This is a genomic window from Achromobacter sp. UBA5777, from assembly GCF_002418565.1.
In the GTDB taxonomy this organism is placed as follows: Bacteria; Pseudomonadota; Gammaproteobacteria; order Burkholderiales; family Burkholderiaceae_B; genus Achromobacter; species Achromobacter animicus.
The window spans coordinates 1-17,382 of sequence record NZ_DIEJ01000218.1; the positions used below are offsets into that span (position 1 = coordinate 1).

Sequence of the window (17,382 nt, forward strand, 5' to 3'; positions counted from 1 at the left end):
GGGGCGCCGGCCTGCCGCAGGTGCTGGCGGCCAGCGCGGCGCTGCTGGCGGCGTCGGCGTGGGCGCTGGGAAAAGTCACGACAGACGGCAATGGCGCTGGGCATAATGCCATCGGCCCTTCGGGCCAACCACACAGCAATTAGAAAGCAGGTAAAGAGGAGTCCCCAGCATGAAAGCACTACGCCCCCTGATCGCCGCCCTGGCCGCCACCGCCGCCTTTGGCGGCGCTGCCCAAGCCCAGACCGGCGAATGGCCCGCCAAGCCCGTGACCATGATCGTGCCCTACGCGCCCGGCGGTTTTGCCGACACCCGCGTGCGCCTCTTGGCCCGCAAGCTGGGCGAATCGCTGGGCCAGCCCATCGTTGTCGAAAACAAGGCGGGCGCAGGCGGCGTGGTCGGCACGAACCTCATCGCCAAGGCGGCGCCGGACGGCTACACGATCGGCACGGGCAACCTAGCCCCGATGGCGGTCAACCCGTCGCTGATGAAGGAAATGCCCTACAACCCGCAAAAGGATCTGGCCCCGATCATCCTGATCGAGAACAGCCCGCTGGTCCTGAGCGTGAACAACGAATTGCCGGTCAAGACGCTGGCCGACCTGATCGCACTGGCCAAGAAGGAACCGGGCAAGCTGACCTTCGGCTCGTCCGGCGTGGGCGGCGCGCACCACCTGTCGGGCGAGATGTTCCGCGAGCAGGCCAACATCGACATCGTGCACGTGCCCTACAAGGGCGGCAGCCTGGCCGCGACGGATCTCATGGGTGGCCACATCGCGATGATGTTCGAAATGGGCTATTCCGCGCTGCCCGCCATTCAGGGCAAGAAGATCCACCCGATCGCCGTCACGTCCGCCAAGCGCCTGGACGTGCTGCCCGACGTGCCCACCATGGCCGAATCCGGCCTGCCGGGCTTCGAGTCCTACAACTGGCAGGGCATCGTGGCGCCAGCCGGTACGCCCGCGCCGATCATCGCCAAGCTCAATGCCGAATTCAACCGCATCCTGAAGGACCCGGATGTGCAGAAGGCCATTGCCGACACCGGCAGCCAGGCCGGCGGCGGCACGCCCGAGGAATTCGCCGCATTCATCAAGACCGAAAGCGACAAGTGGGCGCACGTCATCAAGGCTGGAAACATCCAGCTCCAATAACCTCCCAGGAGTTTTCCCATGGCTACCCCTTTGATTGAACTGCTCAAGCTGACCCATCCCATCATCCAGGCGCCCATGGCGGGCGGCGCCACCACGGTGGACATGGTGGCGGAGGCATCGAAGGCGGGCGCTCTGGGATCGCTCGGCGGGGCGTACATGACGCCCGAGCAGATCGAGGCGGCGGCCGAAGGGGTCCGCGCCCGCACGGATCGCCCGTTCGCCATCAACCTGTTCGCATCCGTGCCGCCCGAGCCCATGCAGGGCGATGCGAGCCGGATGCTGGCCCTGATGGCGCGCTATCACGAGCAACTTGGTCTGCCGGCGCCCGAGGCCCCCGGCCCGCAGGCCGATCCGCTGCCGGGCCAGCTCGAGGCCGTGCTGCGCATCCGGCCCGCCGTCCTCAGCTTCACCTTCGGCCGTCTGCCCGCCGAGGCGCTGGCCCGCTGCCGCGAGCTGGGCATCCTGACCGTGGGCNNACATTTCTCGACGCCTTCGAGGCGTCCATGATCGGCACCATGGCGCTGGTCCCACAGGTGGTGGACGCCGTCTCTGTGCCGGTCATCGCGTCGGGCGGCATCATGGACGGGCGGGGGATCGCGGCCGCCCTGGCGCTGGGCGCCGACTTCGCCCAAATGGGGACGGCCTTCCTCACCACGGAAGAATCCGGCATCAGCGACGCCTACAAGGCGGTCGTGTCGGCCTCGCGCGCCGAACAGTCCCGGATCACCCGCGGCTTCTCCGGCCGCCCGGCGCGCGGCATCGCCAATGCCTTCATGCGGGATGTGGACGCCATCGGCGGCGACATCCTGCCGTACCCGCTGCAGAACGCCCTGACGCGGCCCATGCGGACGGCGGGCGGCAAGAGCGGCAACATCAATGTCCTGTCCTTGTGGGCCGGCCAAGGCGCGCCGCTGGCGCGTCGCGAGTCGACAGCGGAATTGATCCAGCGGCTGGCCAGGGAAACGGCGGCGGCACAGACGCGACGCTGAGCGCTCGCGGCGGCTCGGCGCTGATTACTGTCGGCGGCTCGGCCCGTAATGGGGACGGGCCGATTGTTCCTGAAGCCGAAAACACTGTTCCACGGGCGGCCGCTCCAATTGTGATTACCCAGCGTCGGGCTACAATGGCGCCTCGCCGCCGGGAGCGAACGCTTACGCTTGCCCCGGTATCTGAGTAACAGGGCGCTTCCCGACGCAGTCTGTCTTGCCCGCGCCGGCCAGGTCCTCGGTCCCGCGTGTCGACAGGACCGCAGGGCAAGCTCCGCCGCCGAAACTCCCTTTCGTTGCCCATGCCCGCTCAAACCAGCAGCACCCCGGAATTCGCCCTGCGCCTGGAAGGTGTGGCGCTTGGCTACGGTGATTTCACCGTCTTGCGCGATATTTCCATGGACGTCCGGGCGGGCCAGGTGGTGGCAGTCATGGGCGGCTCCGGTTCCGGCAAGACCACGCTGCTGCGTGCGGCCACCGGGCAGATCACCGCCCAGCAGGGCCGCGTGCTGGCGTTCGGCCAGGATATCGGCGCCGCCTCCCGCGCCGAAGTGCAATCCCTGCGCAAGCGCATGGGCGTGCTGTTCCAGCAGGGCGCGCTGTTCACGGACCTGAACGTCTTCGAGAACGTAGCGTTCCCGCTGCGCGAGCACACGCGCATCAGCGAGGCCGAAGTCACCGACCGCGTGCTCGACAAGCTGGACGCCGTCGGCCTGCGCGCTGCCGCGCACCTGAAGGTCTCCGAAATATCCGGCGGCATGGCGCGGCGCGTGGCGCTGGCCCGCGCCGTGGTCCTGGAGCCGGAACTCATCCTGTACGACGAACCCTTCGCGGGGCTGGACCCGATCTCGCTGGGCATCACCGCCCGCCTGATCCGCAGCCTTGCCGACCGGCTGGGCTGCGCCTCGGTGCTGATCACCCACGACGTGCAGGAATCCTTTGCCATCGCGGACCAGGTCTACCTGGTGGGCCGCGGCCAACTGGCTGCCGCCGGCACGCCGCAGATGCTTGCCGCCTCGCCGGACCCCTACGTGCAGCAATTCCTCAAAGGCCAGCCGGACGGTCCGGTCGCGTTCCAGTATCCCGAAACGCCCGCCTTCCAGAAGTGGCTGTCGCAACAGAAAGGGCGCAAAGCATGAGCGCTTCCAATAACGCCGTCGCCGTACTGGGCCATTGGGTGCGCTCCCGCGTCGCCGGCATCGGCTACTTCACCCGCTTCTTCGGCGCCATGCTGGCGCGCAGCGGCATCGCGCTGTCGCGGCCGCGCCTGGTGTCGCAGCAGGTCCACTTCATCGGCAATTATTCGCTGCTGATCATTGCCGTCTCCGGCATGTTCGTGGGCTTCGTGCTGGGTCTGCAGGGTTATTACACGCTGAACCGCTACGGCTCCGAGGAGGCATTGGGCTTGCTGGTGGCCCTGTCGCTGGTGCGCGAGCTGGGTCCGGTGGTTACCGCGCTGCTCTTTGCAGGGCGCGCCGGCACCTCGCTCACCGCCGAGATCGGGCTGATGAAAGCGGGCGAACAGCTGTCGGCCATGGAAGTCATGGCCGTCGACCCGATCCGCCGCGTGCTCGTGCCGCGCCTGTGGGGCGGCATCATCGCCATGCCCATCCTGGCGGCCGTGTTCTCCATGGTGGGCATCCTGGGCGGCTGGGTCGTGGGCGTGCTGCTCATCGGTGTGGACGCAGGCGCCTTCTGGTCGCAGATGCAGAACGGCGTCGATGTATGGAAAGACGTCGCCAACGGCGCCATCAAGAGCGTCGTCTTCGGCGTCACGGTGACGCTGGTGGCGCTTTATGAAGGCTGGCAGGCCAAGCCCACCCCCGAAGGCGTTGCCCGCGCCACCACGCGCACCGTGGTCGTGGGCTCCCTGGCGGTTCTCGGGCTGGACTTCCTGCTCACCGCCTTGATGTTTGGAAATTGATACGGATCGATCATGTCACGCGAAAAAACCGACTTCTGGGTAGGCCTGTTTGTATTGCTGGGCGCGATCGCGCTTGGGTTCCTGGCGTTGCGCGCCGGCAACTTGAGCACGTTTTCCTTTGCCCCGACCTATACCGTGACCGCCAACTTCGATAACGTAGGCGGCCTCAAGGTGCGCGCGCCGGTCAAGAGCGCCGGTGTGGTGGTGGGCCGGGTCACGGGCATTTCCTTCGACGACAAGACCTTCCAGGCGATTGTGTCGGTCGATCTGGAAACGGCCTACCAGTTCCCCAAGGACTCGTCGGCGGCCATCCTGACCTCCGGCCTTCTTGGCGAGCAATACCTGGGCCTGACCGCCGGCAGCGAGGAAGATAACTTTACCGACGGCGGAAAAATCCGCTATACACAAAGCGCCGTGGTCCTGGAGCAGTTGATCAGCCAGTTCCTGTACGGGTCGGCGGAAAAGCAAGGCACGACCGCCGCGCCGGAATCGGCCCCCAAGGCCCAGGACTAAAGGCGCAGCGCCATCAGGCTTTTACAACGCTGCGTCTCGCCGTCGCGATAACAAAAGAATTGTTGATAGGGATACCCGGAACATGAATAAGAAAGCTATTTCCCGAATTGCCACTGTCGCCGCCGCGGGCGCGCTGATGGCTGGTTGCGCCGCCCCCAAGAATCCGGATCCGCGCGACCCCTGGGAAGGCTTCAACCGTGGCGTCTACCAGTTCAACGACACGGTCGACCGCGCGGTGTTCAAGCCGGTCGCGCAGGCCTACACGTTCGTGACGCCGCAGCCGGTGCGCAGCTGCATCCACAACATCTTCAGCAACGTCGGCGACCTCTGGTCCGGCACCAACAGCTTCCTGCAGGGCCGCGGCCACGACTTCGTCAACACGCTGGGCCGCTTCCTGTTCAACACGACCATGGGCGTGGGCGGCTGCTTCGACGTCGCCTCGGCCAATGGCGCGCGCAAGATCCCCAACGACTTCGGCACCACGCTGGGCGTCTGGGGCTTCAGCCAGGGTCCGTACCTGGTGCTGCCGTTCTTCGGCGCCTCCAGCGTGCGCGACGGCGTCGGCCTGGTCGGCGACCTGTACGGCACCACCTACGGCTACATGGGCGTGGACTCGATCGACAACGTGCGCCTGCGCAACTCGCTGTGGGGCCTGCGCATCGTCGACACGCGCGCCAGCCTGCTCGACACCACCGACACCATCGACCGCGTGGCGCTCGACCCGTACAGCTTCGTGCGCGACGCCTTCCTGCAACGCCGCGCCGCCATGGTGCTGGGCCACCGCGTGGACGAGGAAGGCTCGCTGCCCAACTACGAAGACGACGGCGACGACGACACCCCCGCCGCGCCCGCGCCGGCTCCCATGCCTGCGCCGCAACCCGCGAACAAGTAAGCTGAGGCCTTGCGCTTTCGGTATTTGAAGGAGATTTGATGCGATTTTCCATTCCCTCCCTGTTGCAGCGGCTGGTGTTCACGGGCCTCGTCGGCCTGGCGGCCGCCACGGCCGCGCACGCTAAGCCGGACCCCAACGGCCCGCCCGAGCAGTTCGTCCTGGCCGCTGCCAACGAGGCCCTCGCGGTCCTGAAGTCCGACGGCGCGCTGCGGGCCGGCAACACCGCCCGCATCAACGAAGTCGTTGACCAGCACATCCTGCCGTACGTCAACTTCCAGAAGACCACGCGTCTGGCCGCCGGCCGCTACTGGCGCCAGGCCTCCGACCAGCAGAAAACCGCGCTGGCCGACGCCTTCCGCGGCACGCTGATCCGCACGTACAGCGGCGCGCTGACCCGCGTCACGTCCAGCACCACCATCACCGGCCTGCCGTTCCGCGGCGATCCCAAGGCCGACGACGTGGTCGTGCGCACCCTGATCAGCCAGTCCAACAGTCAGCCGGTGGGCGTGGATTACCGCCTGGAAAAGACGCCGCAGGGCTGGAAGATCTACGACATGAACGTCGAAGGCATCTGGCTGATCGAGAACTACCGCAACCAGTTCGCCCAGCAGATCAACCAGAACGGCATCGACGGTCTGATCCAGGCGCTGAACCAGCGCAACAAGTAGAAATTCGCTCAGGCTTGCCTCGGCCCGGCGCGACCCCTCGGGGGGCCGCCGGGCCGATTGTTTTTGGGGACGCAACAACGCGCCGCCCCCATTGCCACCGGGGCCATCCCCGGTTCCCGCCACCTCGCGCTTATATAATGGTCAATTCGCTCTTTCCGGGCCATATCCCCCCGTCATGTCCGCCGTCAGCCTAGAAAACGTCTCCAAGATCTACTCGCCGCGCCAGCGCGGCTGGCAGAAGCTGCTCGGGCGCACGCCCCGGCCCGGCTTCCAGGCGCTGGACAATGTCAGCCTGAATATCGAGCACGGCGAGTTCTTCGGCCTGCTCGGTCCCAACGGCGCGGGCAAGACCACGCTCATTTCCATTCTGGCGGGCCTCGCGCACGCCACCGCGGGCCGCGCCACCGTCTGTGGATACGACGTCGTGGCCGACTACAAGTCGGCACGGCGGGCGCTGGGCGTCGTGCCGCAAGAATTGGTCTATGACCCGTTCTTTACCGTGCGCGAAACATTGCGCATCCAGTCCGGGTATTTCGGCCTGCGCAAGAACGACGACTGGATCGACGAAATCCTGTTCAATCTGGGCTTAGCCGACAAGGCCAATTCCAACATGCGCGCGCTGTCCGGCGGCATGAAGCGCCGCGTGCTGGTCGCGCAGGCGCTGGTGCACCGGCCGCCGGTCATCGTGCTGGACGAGCCGACCGCGGGCGTCGACGTGGATCTGCGCCGCACGCTGTGGGAGTTCATCTCGCGGCTGAACAAGGCCGGCCACACCATCATGCTGACCACGCACTACCTTGAAGAAGCCGAGGCGCTCTGCAATCGCATCGCCATGCTCAAGGGTGGTCGCATCGTGGCGCTGGACACCACCCAGGCCCTCCTGGCCCGCGTGGGCGGCGTGGACCTGGAAGACGCCTTCGTGCGCATCATGCACCAGGACGACGAGCCCGGCGCGCGCGCCCTGCAACCCGAAGAGATCTCATCATGACCCAGCCCGCCACGTCTGCCGGCCAGCCGCTGGTGCAGCCCCGCCTGGACGCGGGTTCCGGCTTTCCGACCCTGCTGCGCAAGGAATTGCTGCGCTTCTGGAAGGTCAGCTTCCAGACCATCGCCGCCCCCGTCATCACGGCGCTGCTGTACCTGCTGGTGTTCGCCCACGTGCTGGAAGGGCGCGTCACGGTGTACGGCACCGTGCCCTACACGTCGTTCCTGATTCCCGGGCTCATGATGATGAGCATGCTGCAGAACGCGTTCGCCAACCCGTCCTCGTCGCTCATCCAAAGCCGCATCACCGGCAATCTGGTGTTCATGCTGCTGCCGCCGCTGTCGCACCGCGATATCTTCGGCGCGTACGTGCTGGCCGCCATCGCGCGCGGTCTCGCCGTCGGCCTGTGCGTGTGGGCCGTGGCGCTGTTCTTCGTGCCGCTGTCGCCCGCGCATCCGCTGTGGGTGCTGGTGTTTGCGGTGCTGGCGTGCGGCATCATGGGCACGCTTGGGTTGATCGCGGGCCTGTGGTCCGAAAAGTTCGACCAGCTCGCGGCCTTTCAAAACTTCCTGATCATGCCGGCGACCTTCCTGTCCGGCGTGTTCTATTCCATCCATACGCTGCCGCCGTTCTGGCAAAGCGTCTCGCACTGGAACCCCATCTTCTACACCATCGACGGATTCCGCCACGGATTCTTCTCGGTGTCGGACGTCTCGCCCTGGCACAGCCTGGCTGTCGTGACGGCGGTGTTTCTTGCGCTCTCCGCTTACGCGCTGCGGCTTCTGTCCAGCGGCTACAAACTCAGGAACTGACGTCCATGCTTCCCACTCCCGCGCAAGTCCGCCAATACATCGCTGACGGCCTGCCCTGTGAACATCTCGACGTGCAGGGCGACGGTTCGCACTTTGACGCCGTCATCGTCAGCACCGCCTTTGAAGGCAAGCGCCTGATCCAGCGTCACCAGCTCGTCTACGCCGCGCTGGGCGACCGCATGAAGGCCGAGATCCACGCGCTGTCGATGCGCACCCTGACCCCCGCCGAATACAACAAAGCGGGCGAATGATGGACAAGCTACGCATCACCGGCGGCGCGCAGCTGCACGGCGAGATCTCGATCTCCGGGGCCAAGAATTCGGCCCTGCCGATCCTGTGCGCGGGCCTGCTGACCGCCGACACGCTGGTCCTGTCCAACGTGCCGCGCCTGAACGACACCGGCACCATGCTGCGCCTCCTGGCCCAGATCGGCGTGCGCGCCGAGCGCGCCGAGGACGGCGTGGTCACGCTGCAAGCCGGCAACGTCGACAGCCTGGAAGCGCCGTACGACCTGGTCAAGACGATGCGCGCCTCGATCCTGGTGCTGGGTCCGCTGGTCGCACGCTTTGGCGAAGCCCGCGTCAGTTTGCCGGGCGGCTGCACCATCGGCCAGCGGCCGGTCGACCAGCACATCAAGGGTCTGGCCGCGCTGGGCGCTGAAATCAGCATCGAACACGGCTTTGTCGTGGCGCGCGCCAAGCGCCTGAAGGGCGCCTCGATCCGCACCGACATGGTTACGGTCACCGGCACGGAAAACCTGCTGATGGCCGCCGTCCTGGCCGAAGGCCGCACCGTGCTGGAAAACGCCGCGCGCGAACCCGAAGTCGTGGATCTGGCCGAACTGCTCATCAAGATGGGCGCCCGCATCCAGGGCCACGGCACCGACCGCATCGTCATCGACGGCGTCGAGCGCCTGCACGGCGCCGAACACCGCGTCATCTCAGACCGCATCGAAGCCGGCACCTTCCTGTGCGCGGTGGGCGCGGCCGGCGGCGACATCCTGCTCAAGAACGCCGATGCCGGCATCCTTGGCGCCACGCTGGACAAGCTGGTCGAAGCAGGGCTGACCATCGAGACCGGCCCGGACTGGATCCGCGGCGCCATGGACAAGCGTCCCAAGGCCGTGGGCTTTCGCACGCACGAGTACCCGGGCTTTGCCACCGACATGCAGGCCCAGCTGATGGCGTTGAACGCCGTGGCCGACGGCACGTCGGTCATCGTCGAGACCATCTTCGAAAACCGCTACATGCACGTGCAGGAACTGCGCCGCATGGGCGCCCAGATCGACATCGACGGCCACACCGCCATCGTGCGCGGCGTGCCGCGCCTGTCGGGCGCCACCGTCATGGCGACCGACCTGCGCGCCTCGGCCAGCCTGGTCATCGCCGGCCTGGCTGCCGATGGCGACACCCTGGTCGACCGCATCTACCACCTGGATCGCGGCTACGACCAGATGGAAGTGAAACTGCGCGCCCTGGGCGCAAACATCCAACGAGTTACCGGCAAGGAACAGCGATGAACGGTGCGACCGTCACCCCCCTGACCCTGGCGCTGTCCAAGGGCCGCATCTTCGAAGAAACCATGCCGCTGCTGGCGGAAGCCGGCATCGAAGTCCCGGAAAACCCGGAAAGCTCGCGCAAGCTCATCCTGCCCACCAGCGATCCCGGCCTGCGCCTGATCATCGTGCGCGCCTCGGATGTGCCCACGTACGTGCAGTACGGCGCGGCCGACCTGGGCATCGCGGGCAAGGACGTGCTGATCGAGCACGCCAAGGAGCAGCCCGGCGGCCTGTACCAGCCCATCGACCTGAACATCGCCAAGTGCCGCCTGGCCGTGGCCGTGCGCAACGGCTTCGACTACGAGGCCGCCGTCCACCAGGGCGCGCGCCTGCGCGTGGCCACCAAGTACGTGCACTCAGCCCGTGAACACTTCGCGAGCAAGGGTGTGTACGTGGACATCATCAAGCTGTATGGTTCGATGGAACTGGCCCCGCTGGTCGGTCTGGCCGACTGCATCGTCGACCTGGTGTCCACCGGCGGCACGCTGCGCGCCAACGACCTAGTCGCCGTGGAAGACGTCATGCCGATCTCGTCGCGCCTGATCGTCAACCAGGCCGCCCTGAAAACCCGCGGCGACCGCCTGCAACCGCTGCTGGACGCTTTCGCAAGAGCCGCCTCCCGCAACGTCTGATTCCCGACCGTCCGCCGCGCCCGGCGTGGCGGACGTTACCGTTACCCGCTTTGCTCCATGACGCCATGGCCCTGATCAATCGTCTCGACTCCCGCGATCCCGGTTTCAAAACCGCCCTGTCCACGCTGCTGGCCTTCGAGGCCACCGAGGACGAATCCATCGACCGCGCCGCCGCCAGCATCCTGGCTGACGTGCGCACCCGCGGCGACGCCGCGCTGGTGGAATACACGCAGCGGTTCGACCGCATGCCGGACGCGGCCGCGCATACGCTGGAGATCCCCAAGGCCGATTGGCATGCGGCCCTGGCCGCGCTGCCGGCCGCCCAGCGCAATGCGCTGGAAGCCGCCGCCGACCGCGTGCGCGCCTACCACGAGCGCCAGCGCGCCGAGACCTGGACCTACACCGAAGCCGACGGCACGCTACTGGGCCAGCAGGTCACCCCGCTGGATCGCGTGGGCCTGTACGTGCCCGGTGGCAAGGCCGCCTACCCGTCGTCCGTGCTGATGAACGCCATCCCGGCCAAGGTCGCCGGCGTGCAGGAACTGGTCATGGTCACGCCCACGCCCGACGGCGTGCGTAATCCCATCGTGCTGGCCGCGGCCGCCATCAGCGGCGTGGACCGCGTATTCGCCATCGGCGGCGCGCAGGCCGTTGGCGCGCTGGCGTATGGCACCGACACCGTGCCGGCCGTGGACAAGATCGTCGGCCCGGGCAACGCCTACGTCGCCGCCGCCAAGCGCCGCGTGTTCGGCGTGGTCGGCATCGACATGATCGCCGGTCCCAGCGAGATCCTGGTCATCTGCGACGGCAAGACGCCGGCCGACTGGATCGCCATGGACCTGTTCTCGCAGGCGGAGCACGACGAACTGGCCCAGTCCATCCTGCTCTGTCCCGACGCCGCCTTCATCGAGGAAGTCGAAGCGTCCATCGCCCGCCTGCTGCCCACCATGCCGCGCGCCGACATCCTGCGCGTCAGCCTGGCCAACCGCGGCGCGCTGATCCTGGTCCGCGATCTGGAAGAAGCCTGCCAGATCGCCAACGACATCGCCCCCGAGCACCTCGAGATCTCCACCGAGCAGCCCGAAGTCTGGACCGCCCGCATCCGCCACGCTGGCGCCATCTTCATGGGCCGCTTCAGCTCGGAAGCGCTGGGCGACTATTGCGCCGGCCCGAACCACGTGCTGCCCACCTCGCGCACGGCGCGCTTCTCGTCGCCGCTGGGCGTGTATGACTTCCAGAAGCGTTCCAGCCTGATCCAGGTCTCGCACGCCGGCGCGCAGACGCTGGGCCGCATCGCTGCCGAACTGGCGCTGGGCGAGGGCCTGCAGGCGCACGCCGCCAGCGCCCAGTATCGGATCGACAAGCCATGAGCGTGCGACCGGCGGACGTCGCCGGCCGCGTCAAAGGCACCGTCCGGGCGGACATTCGTGAGCTGGCGGCGTACCCCGTCGCGCATGCCGAAGGCTGCATCAAGCTGGACGCCATGGAGTGCCCGTACGAGCTGCCCGAGGCCGTGCGCGACGACATCGCGCGCGCTGTTCGCGATCTGCCCCTGAACCGTTATCCGTCCGCCGACTTGTCCGCGCTTGAGGCCGCCGTCAAGACTGCCTTTGGCGTGCCGGACGCCGCAGACGTGCTGTTCGGCAACGGCTCGGACGAACTCATCCACCTGATGGTGCAGGCGTGCTGCAACCCTGGCGATGTGGTGCTGTCGCCCTGGCCGTCGTTCGTGTACTTCGACATGGCGGCCCGCTTCGATCACGCGCGCTTCGTGGGCGTGCCGCTGACCGATGACCTGGCCCTGGACCTGCCGGCCATGCTGGCCGCTATCCGCCAGCATCAGCCCAAGCTCGTGTTCCTGGCCACGCCCAACAACCCCACCGGCGGCCTGTGGTCGCCGGAAGACGTCAACGCCATCATCCAGGCCGCGCCGGGACTGGTGGTGATCGACGAAGCCTACCAGCCGTTCGCGGACTACACGTTCATGCCGCGCGTGCTGGATGCGCCCAACGTGGTGGTCATGCGCACCGTGTCCAAGATCGGGCTGGCCGGCCTGCGTTTCGGCTACCTGGCCGGGCATCCCGCGTGGATCGCCGAGCTGAACAAGGTGCGCCCGCCCTACAACCTGAACGTGCTGACCCAGGCGACGCTGCTGGCCGTGCTGCGCCACAAGTCTGTGCTGGATGAACAGGCCGCACGGCTGCGCGCGGACCGCGAACCGCTGGCCGCGGCGCTGGCGCAACTGCCCGGCGTCAGGGTATTCCCTTCCGCCGCCAACTTCATACTCGCCCGCTTTTCCGGCAAGCTCGACGGCAACGCCGTGCATCTTGCCCTGAAAGCGCGCAAAATATTGATTCGCAACTTCTCCAATGCCCACCCGCTGCTGGCCGACTGCCTGCGCATTTCGGTGGGCGCCCCGGCCGAAAACGCCGCCTTGCTGGCCGCCCTGCAAGAGATCTTGAGTGCTTAACATGCGTACCGCAGAAATCACCCGCAACACCAACGAAACCCGCATCCGCGTGGCCATCAACCTCGACGGCACCGGCAAGCAGACGATCGACACCGGCGTGCCCTTCCTGGATCACATGCTGGACCAGATCGCGCGCCACGGCCTGATCGACCTGGACATCAAGGCCGAGGGCGACCTGCACATCGACGCGCATCACACGGTGGAAGACGTGGGCATCACGCTGGGCATGGCCATCGCCAAGGCCGCGGGCACCAAGGCGGGTCTGCGCCGTTATGGGCACGCCTACGTGCCGCTGGACGAAGCACTGTCGCGCGTCGTGGTGGACTTTTCCGGCCGTCCCGGCCTGGAGTACCACATCCCCTTCACGCGCTCGCACATCGGCAGCTTCGACGTGGACCTCACGCGCGAATTTTTCCAGGGCCTGGTCAATCACGCGCTGATCACGATGCACATCGACAACCTGCGCGGCTTCAACTCGCACCACCAGGCGGAGACCGTATTCAAGGCCTGTGGCCGCGCGCTGCGCATGGCCCTCGAAGTCGACCCCCGAATGGGCGACGTCGTGCCGTCCACCAAGGGCGTGCTGTAACGCTGTAACGTACGCATTCCACCTTCGCACCGCACCAGGCAGACAGAAGTGACCACTATCGCCATCGTCGACTATGGAATGGGCAACTTCCATTCCGTCGCACGCGCCCTGAAATACGCCGCGCCTGACGCCGACATCCGCATCTGCAACCAACCGCAGGAAATCGCCGCCGCCGACCGCGTGGTCTTCCCGGGCCAGGGCGCCATGGCGGACTGCATGCGCACGCTGAACGAATCCGGCCTGCGCGACGCCGTCGTGCGCGCCGCCCGCGAGAAGCCCCTCTTGGGCGTCTGCGTCGGCGAACAGATGCTGTTCGAATCCAGCGAAGAGGGCGGCACCGCCTGCCTGGGCCTGTTCCCGGGCGTCGTGCGCCGCTTTTCCGGCCCCGGCTTTGCCGACCTGATCCCCGCCGACGACGAGGCCTGCCTGGCCGACACGGGCGCGGCCGGTCTCGTGGACACCCGGCCCGAGCGCCTGAAGGTTCCGCACATGGGCTGGAACAAAGTCCGTCACACCCGCTCTCACCCGATCTGGGACGGCATTCCGGACGACTCGCACTTCTATTTCGTCCACAGTTATTACGCCGACCCGGCCGATCCGGGCCTGACGGTTGGTGAAACCGATTATGGCGTCGCCTTTACCTGCGCGGTGGCGGCAGCTAACATTTTCGCGGTGCAGTTCCACCCCGAAAAAAGCGCCGAGCACGGTTTGCGCCTGTATCGCAATTTTGTAGACTGGCAGCCCTAGGCCTCGAGCCGCGTGCGCCAGCCCGTTCAACCCCACTTTCTTACTCGCTGCCAACCATGCTGCTGATCCCCGCCATCGACCTCAAAGACGGGCGCTGTGTTCGCCTGCGCCAGGGTGACCTGGACGATGCAACGGTGTTCTCCGAAGACCCCGCCGCCATGGCCACCCGCTGGCTGGACCAGGGCGCCCGCCGCCTGCATCTGGTCGACCTGAACGGCGCCGTCGCCGGCAAGCCCAAGAATGAAGCCCCCATCAAGGCGATCCTGGACGCCGTCGGCGACGACATTCCCGTCCAGATCGGCGGAGGCATCCGCGACCTCGACACCATCGAGCGCTACCTCGACGCCGGCATCTCGTACGTCATCATCGGCACCGCCGCGGTCAAGAACCCGGGCTTCCTGCAGGACGCCTGCGGCGCCTTCCCCGGCCAGATCATCGTCGGCCTGGACGCCCGCGACGGCAAGATCGCCACCGACGGCTGGAGCAAGCTCACCCGTCACGACGTGCTGGATCTGGCCAAGAAATTCGAAGACTACGGCTGCGAAGCCATCATCTACACCGACATCGGCCGCGATGGCATGCTGTCGGGCGTCAACGTCGAAGCCACGGTCCGCCTGGCCCAGCACGTGCGCATTCCCGTGTACGCCTCGGGCGGCATCGCCGGCATCCAGGACATCGAGGCGCTGTGCGCCGTCGAAGAAGAGGGTGTCGAAGGCGCCATCCTGGGCCGCAGCATCTACGAAGGCACGCTCGACTTCCAGGCCGCGCAGGCGCGCGCCGACGAATTGGCAAAATGACCACATCCAGCAGCACCCCCGGGGCCGGCGCGTCCGCACAGAACGCGCTGACCCGCCGCATCATTCCCTGCCTTGACGTCACGGCCGGCCGCGTCGTCAAGGGCGTGAACTTCGTCAACCTGCTCGACGCGGGCGACCCCGTCGAGATCGCCCGCCGCTACAACGANNACAACGAACAGGGCGCAGATGAACTCACGTTCCTGGACATCACCGCCACCAGCGACGGCCGCGACCTGATCCTGCCCATCATCGAGCAGGTGGCGTCGCAGGTCTTCATTCCGCTGACCGTGGGCGGCGGCGTGCGCCAGGTGTCCGACATCCAGCGCCTGCTCAACGCCGGCGCCGACAAGATCAGCATCAACAGCGCCGCGGTAGCCAACCCTGAACTGGTTCGCGCCGCGTCCGACTACCACGGCTCGCAATGCGTGGTCGTAGCCATCGACGCGCGCCGCGTGTCCGCGCCCGGCGAACCGGCGCGCTGGGAAGTCTTCACGCACGGCGGCCGCAAGGCCACCGGCCTGGACGCCGTGGCGTGGGCGCGCCGCATGGCCGCCTATGGCGCCGGCGAAATCCTGCTGACCAGCATGGACCGCGACGGCACCAAGTCCGGCTTTGACCTCGAACTGACCCGCACCGTCTCGGACGCCGTGCCGGTGCCCGTCATCGCCTCGGGCGGCGTGGGCAACCTGCAGCATCTGGCCGACGGCGTCACCACCGGCCGCGCCAGCGCGGTGCTGGCCGCCAGCATCTTCCATTTTGGCCAGCATACCGTCGGCGAGTGCAAGCGCTTCATGGCCGAACAGGGCATCGCCGTACGATTGGACTGATTATGAGCAACGAACCCGCCTGGCTGGCCGATGTCGTCTTCGACGAAAACGGCCTGATCCCCGCCATCGCCCAAGACGCCGAAAACGGCCAGATCATGATGGTGGCCTGGATGAACCGAGAATCCCTGGCCGAAACGGCCGCCACCGGCCGCGCCGTGTACTGGTCGCGTTCGCGCCAGCGTCTATGGCGCAAGGGCGAAGAATCCGGCCACGTCCAGGAAGTGCACGAACTTCGCCTGGATTGCGACGGCGACGTCGTGCTGCTGAAGGTCCACCAGGAAGGCGGCATCGCCTGCCATACCGGCCGCGCCAGCTGCTTCTTCCGCCGCCTGGAAGGCCAGACCGACCACGCGTCGTGGGTCACGGTCGATCCGGTGCTCAAAGATCCGGAACTCATCTACAAATGACCGATCAGACCCTGACCGCGGCCGACATCCTGGCCCGCATCGCAGACACCCTGGAAACCCGCCGTCCGCAGAACGGCGGCGATCCTTCGGCCTCCTACACGGCCAAGCTGCTGGCCAAGGGGCCGGATGCCTTCCTGAAGAAGATCGGGGAAGAAGCCACGGAACTGGTCATGGCCGCCAAGGACGGCGTGCCCGACCGCATCGTCAGCGAAACCGCCGATCTGTGGTTCCATTGCCTGGTGGCGCTGACGCATTTCAACCTGCGGCCCGAAGACGTGCTGGCCGAGCTGGCCCGCCGCGAAGGCCTGTCGGGCCTGGTGGAAAAGGCAAGCCGCCCCAAGGACTGACCACGGAAACCACCCCATGAGCGACAACTGTCTTTTCTGCAAGATCGCCGCCGGCGAGATCCCGTCCAAGAAGGTCTACGAGGACCAGGACTTTGTTGCATTCCACGATATCAATCCGGCCGCGCCGGTGCATTTACTGCTGATCCCTCGACGTCATGTCACATCCATGCAGGATATTACGGGCGAGGACGCAGATTGGTTGGGTAGAATGATGTCGTTGGCGCCGCGGCTTGCCGCCGAGAACGGTTGCCGTCCGGGCCCTGATGGCGGATTTCGCATCATGATCAATTCTGGCGTCGAAGGCGGCCAGGAAGTCCCGCATCTGCATTTCCACATCATCGGCGGCTCGCGTCCCTGGAAAGGGCGCGTGGCCCCCACTGCGTAATTCGGAGAATCATCATGGGTAGTTTCAGCATTTGGCATTGGTTGGTCGTCCTGGTCATCGTTGCGCTGATTTTCGGCACCAAGAAGCTGCGCAACATCGGCGGCGATCTGGGCGGCGCGGTCAAGGGCTTCAAGGACGGCATGAAAGAAGCCAACAGCGACAAACCCGCTGAACCGGTCACGCAGCAACGCGTCGCCGGCGACACCATCGACGTGCAGGCCAAGGAAAAGTCCAACTCCTGAGCTGCAGCCAGTCTCCCTCCGGGCCAGCCCTGAACGGGCCGGCCCTTATTGCTTCAATTCCCGAGCGGCCGTCGAATGTTTGATGTCAGCCTCACTGAACTGATGGTGATCGGCGTCGTCGCCCTGATCGTCATCGGCCCCGAACGCCTGCCCAAGGTTGCCCGCACCGTCGGCCACCTGCTCGGGCGCGCGCAGCGTTACGTCAATGACGTCAAGTCCGATATCCAGCGCGAAATCGAACTCGACGAACTCCGCAAGTTCAAGACCGAAATGGAAGACGCGGCCCAGGGCGTGCAGCAATCGCTGAACGAGACCGGGGCCTCGCTGCAGGAACCCGTGCAGCAGTTCCGCGCCGAACTCGACGAAGTCGCCCGCGAAGCCAGCGGCAAGGCCACGCCGGCCGTGGCGCAGGCGCCGGTGACGGCCCAGGTGGCTGCCGCAGGGTCGCCTGCCG

Annotated in this window: 24 protein-coding genes; all 24 read left to right on the top strand. The window is 66.6% G+C overall.

What is annotated here, in order from left to right; all coding sequences use genetic code 11:
* Positions 1 to 169: 169 nt before the first annotated feature.
* Entirely contained in the window at positions 170 to 1,147 is a 978-nt protein-coding gene (locus B3446_RS17905; RefSeq protein ID WP_175123898.1) for a Bug family tripartite tricarboxylate transporter substrate binding protein, read from the top strand.
* Positions 1,148 to 1,222: 75 nt separating this feature from the next.
* Entirely contained in the window at positions 1,223 to 1,654 is a 432-nt protein-coding gene (locus B3446_RS17910) for a nitronate monooxygenase (protein ID WP_422652845.1), read from the top strand.
* Positions 1,651 to 2,136, top strand: coding sequence for an NAD(P)H-dependent flavin oxidoreductase (locus B3446_RS17915; RefSeq protein ID WP_291383827.1), 486 nt, complete (start codon positions 1,651 to 1,653; stop codon positions 2,134 to 2,136). Before B3446_RS17910 ends, B3446_RS17915 begins: the two co-directional genes overlap by 4 nt.
* Before the next feature lie 299 nt (positions 2,137 to 2,435).
* Positions 2,436 to 3,272: an ABC transporter ATP-binding protein gene (locus B3446_RS17920; protein ID WP_175123900.1), complete on the top strand. Its 837-nt coding sequence runs from the start codon at positions 2,436 to 2,438 to the stop codon at positions 3,270 to 3,272.
* Positions 3,269 to 4,057, top strand: a complete 789-nt coding sequence (gene mlaE / locus B3446_RS17925) for a lipid asymmetry maintenance ABC transporter permease subunit MlaE (protein WP_175123901.1) — start codon at positions 3,269 to 3,271, stop codon at positions 4,055 to 4,057. Before B3446_RS17920 ends, mlaE begins: the two co-directional genes overlap by 4 nt.
* A 12-nt stretch (positions 4,058 to 4,069) precedes the next feature.
* A complete protein-coding gene (mlaD, locus tag B3446_RS17930) occupies positions 4,070 to 4,570 on the top strand; it encodes an outer membrane lipid asymmetry maintenance protein MlaD (RefSeq protein ID WP_175123902.1) in 501 nt (166 codons plus the stop codon).
* Between the two features lie 82 nt (positions 4,571 to 4,652).
* Entirely contained in the window at positions 4,653 to 5,462 is an 810-nt protein-coding gene (locus B3446_RS17935; protein WP_291383828.1) for an MlaA family lipoprotein, read from the top strand.
* Between the two features lie 38 nt (positions 5,463 to 5,500).
* A complete protein-coding gene (locus B3446_RS17940; protein WP_191576278.1) occupies positions 5,501 to 6,130 on the top strand; it encodes an MlaC/ttg2D family ABC transporter substrate-binding protein in 630 nt (209 codons plus the stop codon).
* A 175-nt stretch (positions 6,131 to 6,305) separates the two neighbouring features.
* Positions 6,306 to 7,118 carry an ABC transporter ATP-binding protein gene (locus B3446_RS17945; RefSeq protein ID WP_175123905.1) on the top strand — a complete coding sequence of 271 codons (813 nt, stop codon included), beginning with the start codon at positions 6,306 to 6,308 and terminating at the stop codon, positions 7,116 to 7,118.
* Positions 7,115 to 7,927 carry an ABC transporter permease gene (locus tag B3446_RS17950; protein WP_175123906.1) on the top strand — a complete coding sequence of 271 codons (813 nt, stop codon included), beginning with the start codon at positions 7,115 to 7,117 and terminating at the stop codon, positions 7,925 to 7,927. Before B3446_RS17945 ends, B3446_RS17950 begins: the two co-directional genes overlap by 4 nt.
* 5 nt (positions 7,928 to 7,932) lie before the next feature.
* A complete protein-coding gene (locus B3446_RS17955; RefSeq protein WP_175123907.1) occupies positions 7,933 to 8,178 on the top strand; it encodes a BolA family protein in 246 nt (81 codons plus the stop codon).
* Entirely contained in the window at positions 8,178 to 9,446 is a 1,269-nt protein-coding gene (gene murA / locus B3446_RS17960; RefSeq protein ID WP_291383832.1) for a UDP-N-acetylglucosamine 1-carboxyvinyltransferase, read from the top strand. Before B3446_RS17955 ends, murA begins: the two co-directional genes overlap by 1 nt.
* Positions 9,443 to 10,117, top strand: a complete 675-nt coding sequence (gene hisG, locus B3446_RS17965; RefSeq protein ID WP_175123908.1) for an ATP phosphoribosyltransferase — start codon at positions 9,443 to 9,445, stop codon at positions 10,115 to 10,117. The genes murA and hisG overlap by 4 nt, the downstream gene beginning before the upstream one ends.
* A 65-nt stretch (positions 10,118 to 10,182) precedes the next feature.
* Positions 10,183 to 11,487, top strand: a complete 1,305-nt coding sequence (gene hisD / locus B3446_RS17970) for a histidinol dehydrogenase (RefSeq protein ID WP_191576277.1) — start codon at positions 10,183 to 10,185, stop codon at positions 11,485 to 11,487.
* Positions 11,484 to 12,587: a histidinol-phosphate transaminase gene (gene hisC, locus B3446_RS17975; protein ID WP_291383829.1), complete on the top strand. Its 1,104-nt coding sequence runs from the start codon at positions 11,484 to 11,486 to the stop codon at positions 12,585 to 12,587. The genes hisD and hisC overlap by 4 nt, the downstream gene beginning before the upstream one ends.
* 1 nt (position 12,588) lies before the next feature.
* Complete coding sequence (gene hisB, locus B3446_RS17980; RefSeq protein ID WP_008160445.1) at positions 12,589 to 13,176, top strand: imidazoleglycerol-phosphate dehydratase HisB; 588 nt, start codon at positions 12,589 to 12,591, stop codon at positions 13,174 to 13,176.
* A 48-nt stretch (positions 13,177 to 13,224) separates the two neighbouring features.
* Positions 13,225 to 13,923 (top strand): imidazole glycerol phosphate synthase subunit HisH, encoded by a 699-nt coding sequence (gene hisH / locus B3446_RS17985; protein ID WP_175123911.1) that lies wholly within the window; start codon positions 13,225 to 13,227, stop codon positions 13,921 to 13,923.
* Positions 13,924 to 13,979: 56 nt separating this feature from the next.
* Positions 13,980 to 14,720 carry a 1-(5-phosphoribosyl)-5-[(5-phosphoribosylamino)methylideneamino]imidazole-4-carboxamide isomerase gene (gene hisA / locus B3446_RS17990; RefSeq protein ID WP_006224535.1) on the top strand — a complete coding sequence of 247 codons (741 nt, stop codon included), beginning with the start codon at positions 13,980 to 13,982 and terminating at the stop codon, positions 14,718 to 14,720.
* A complete protein-coding gene (gene hisF / locus B3446_RS17995) occupies positions 14,717 to 15,547 on the top strand; it encodes an imidazole glycerol phosphate synthase subunit HisF (RefSeq protein ID WP_291383830.1) in 831 nt (276 codons plus the stop codon). Before hisA ends, hisF begins: the two co-directional genes overlap by 4 nt.
* Before the next feature lie 2 nt (positions 15,548 to 15,549).
* On the top strand, positions 15,550 to 15,954 hold the full coding sequence (gene hisI, locus B3446_RS18000; protein WP_175123913.1) for a phosphoribosyl-AMP cyclohydrolase: 405 nt from the start codon (positions 15,550 to 15,552) through the stop codon (positions 15,952 to 15,954).
* Positions 15,951 to 16,301 carry a phosphoribosyl-ATP diphosphatase gene (locus B3446_RS18005; protein WP_056565627.1) on the top strand — a complete coding sequence of 117 codons (351 nt, stop codon included), beginning with the start codon at positions 15,951 to 15,953 and terminating at the stop codon, positions 16,299 to 16,301. The genes hisI and B3446_RS18005 overlap by 4 nt, the downstream gene beginning before the upstream one ends.
* Before the next feature lie 16 nt (positions 16,302 to 16,317).
* Positions 16,318 to 16,686: a histidine triad nucleotide-binding protein gene (locus tag B3446_RS18010; protein WP_175123915.1), complete on the top strand. Its 369-nt coding sequence runs from the start codon at positions 16,318 to 16,320 to the stop codon at positions 16,684 to 16,686.
* A gap of 14 nt (positions 16,687 to 16,700) precedes the next feature.
* Positions 16,701 to 16,928, top strand: a complete 228-nt coding sequence (gene tatA / locus B3446_RS18015) for a Sec-independent protein translocase subunit TatA (RefSeq protein WP_056320404.1) — start codon at positions 16,701 to 16,703, stop codon at positions 16,926 to 16,928.
* A gap of 75 nt (positions 16,929 to 17,003) precedes the next feature.
* Positions 17,004 to 17,382 (top strand): Sec-independent protein translocase protein TatB (tatB, locus tag B3446_RS18020; protein ID WP_291383831.1); only part of this gene is annotated, 379 nt, incomplete at its 3' end.

Coding starts and splice junctions, on each gene's coding strand:
- B3446_RS17905 (WP_175123898.1), top strand. CDS start 170: ATGAAAGCACTACGCCCCCTGATCGCCGCCCTGGCCGCCACCGCCGCC.
- B3446_RS17915 (WP_291383827.1), top strand. CDS start 1,651: ATGATCGGCACCATGGCGCTGGTCCCACAGGTGGTGGACGCCGTCTCT.
- B3446_RS17920 (WP_175123900.1), top strand. CDS start 2,436: ATGCCCGCTCAAACCAGCAGCACCCCGGAATTCGCCCTGCGCCTGGAA.
- mlaE (WP_175123901.1), top strand. CDS start 3,269: ATGAGCGCTTCCAATAACGCCGTCGCCGTACTGGGCCATTGGGTGCGC.
- mlaD (WP_175123902.1), top strand. CDS start 4,070: ATGTCACGCGAAAAAACCGACTTCTGGGTAGGCCTGTTTGTATTGCTG.
- B3446_RS17935 (WP_291383828.1), top strand. CDS start 4,653: ATGAATAAGAAAGCTATTTCCCGAATTGCCACTGTCGCCGCCGCGGGC.
- B3446_RS17940 (WP_191576278.1), top strand. CDS start 5,501: ATGCGATTTTCCATTCCCTCCCTGTTGCAGCGGCTGGTGTTCACGGGC.
- B3446_RS17945 (WP_175123905.1), top strand. CDS start 6,306: ATGTCCGCCGTCAGCCTAGAAAACGTCTCCAAGATCTACTCGCCGCGC.
- B3446_RS17950 (WP_175123906.1), top strand. CDS start 7,115: ATGACCCAGCCCGCCACGTCTGCCGGCCAGCCGCTGGTGCAGCCCCGC.
- B3446_RS17955 (WP_175123907.1), top strand. CDS start 7,933: ATGCTTCCCACTCCCGCGCAAGTCCGCCAATACATCGCTGACGGCCTG.
- murA (WP_291383832.1), top strand. CDS start 8,178: ATGGACAAGCTACGCATCACCGGCGGCGCGCAGCTGCACGGCGAGATC.
- hisG (WP_175123908.1), top strand. CDS start 9,443: ATGAACGGTGCGACCGTCACCCCCCTGACCCTGGCGCTGTCCAAGGGC.
- hisD (WP_191576277.1), top strand. CDS start 10,183: ATGGCCCTGATCAATCGTCTCGACTCCCGCGATCCCGGTTTCAAAACC.
- hisC (WP_291383829.1), top strand. CDS start 11,484: ATGAGCGTGCGACCGGCGGACGTCGCCGGCCGCGTCAAAGGCACCGTC.
- hisB (WP_008160445.1), top strand. CDS start 12,589: ATGCGTACCGCAGAAATCACCCGCAACACCAACGAAACCCGCATCCGC.
- hisA (WP_006224535.1), top strand. CDS start 13,980: ATGCTGCTGATCCCCGCCATCGACCTCAAAGACGGGCGCTGTGTTCGC.
- hisI (WP_175123913.1), top strand. CDS start 15,550: ATGAGCAACGAACCCGCCTGGCTGGCCGATGTCGTCTTCGACGAAAAC.
- B3446_RS18005 (WP_056565627.1), top strand. CDS start 15,951: ATGACCGATCAGACCCTGACCGCGGCCGACATCCTGGCCCGCATCGCA.
- B3446_RS18010 (WP_175123915.1), top strand. CDS start 16,318: ATGAGCGACAACTGTCTTTTCTGCAAGATCGCCGCCGGCGAGATCCCG.
- tatA (WP_056320404.1), top strand. CDS start 16,701: ATGGGTAGTTTCAGCATTTGGCATTGGTTGGTCGTCCTGGTCATCGTT.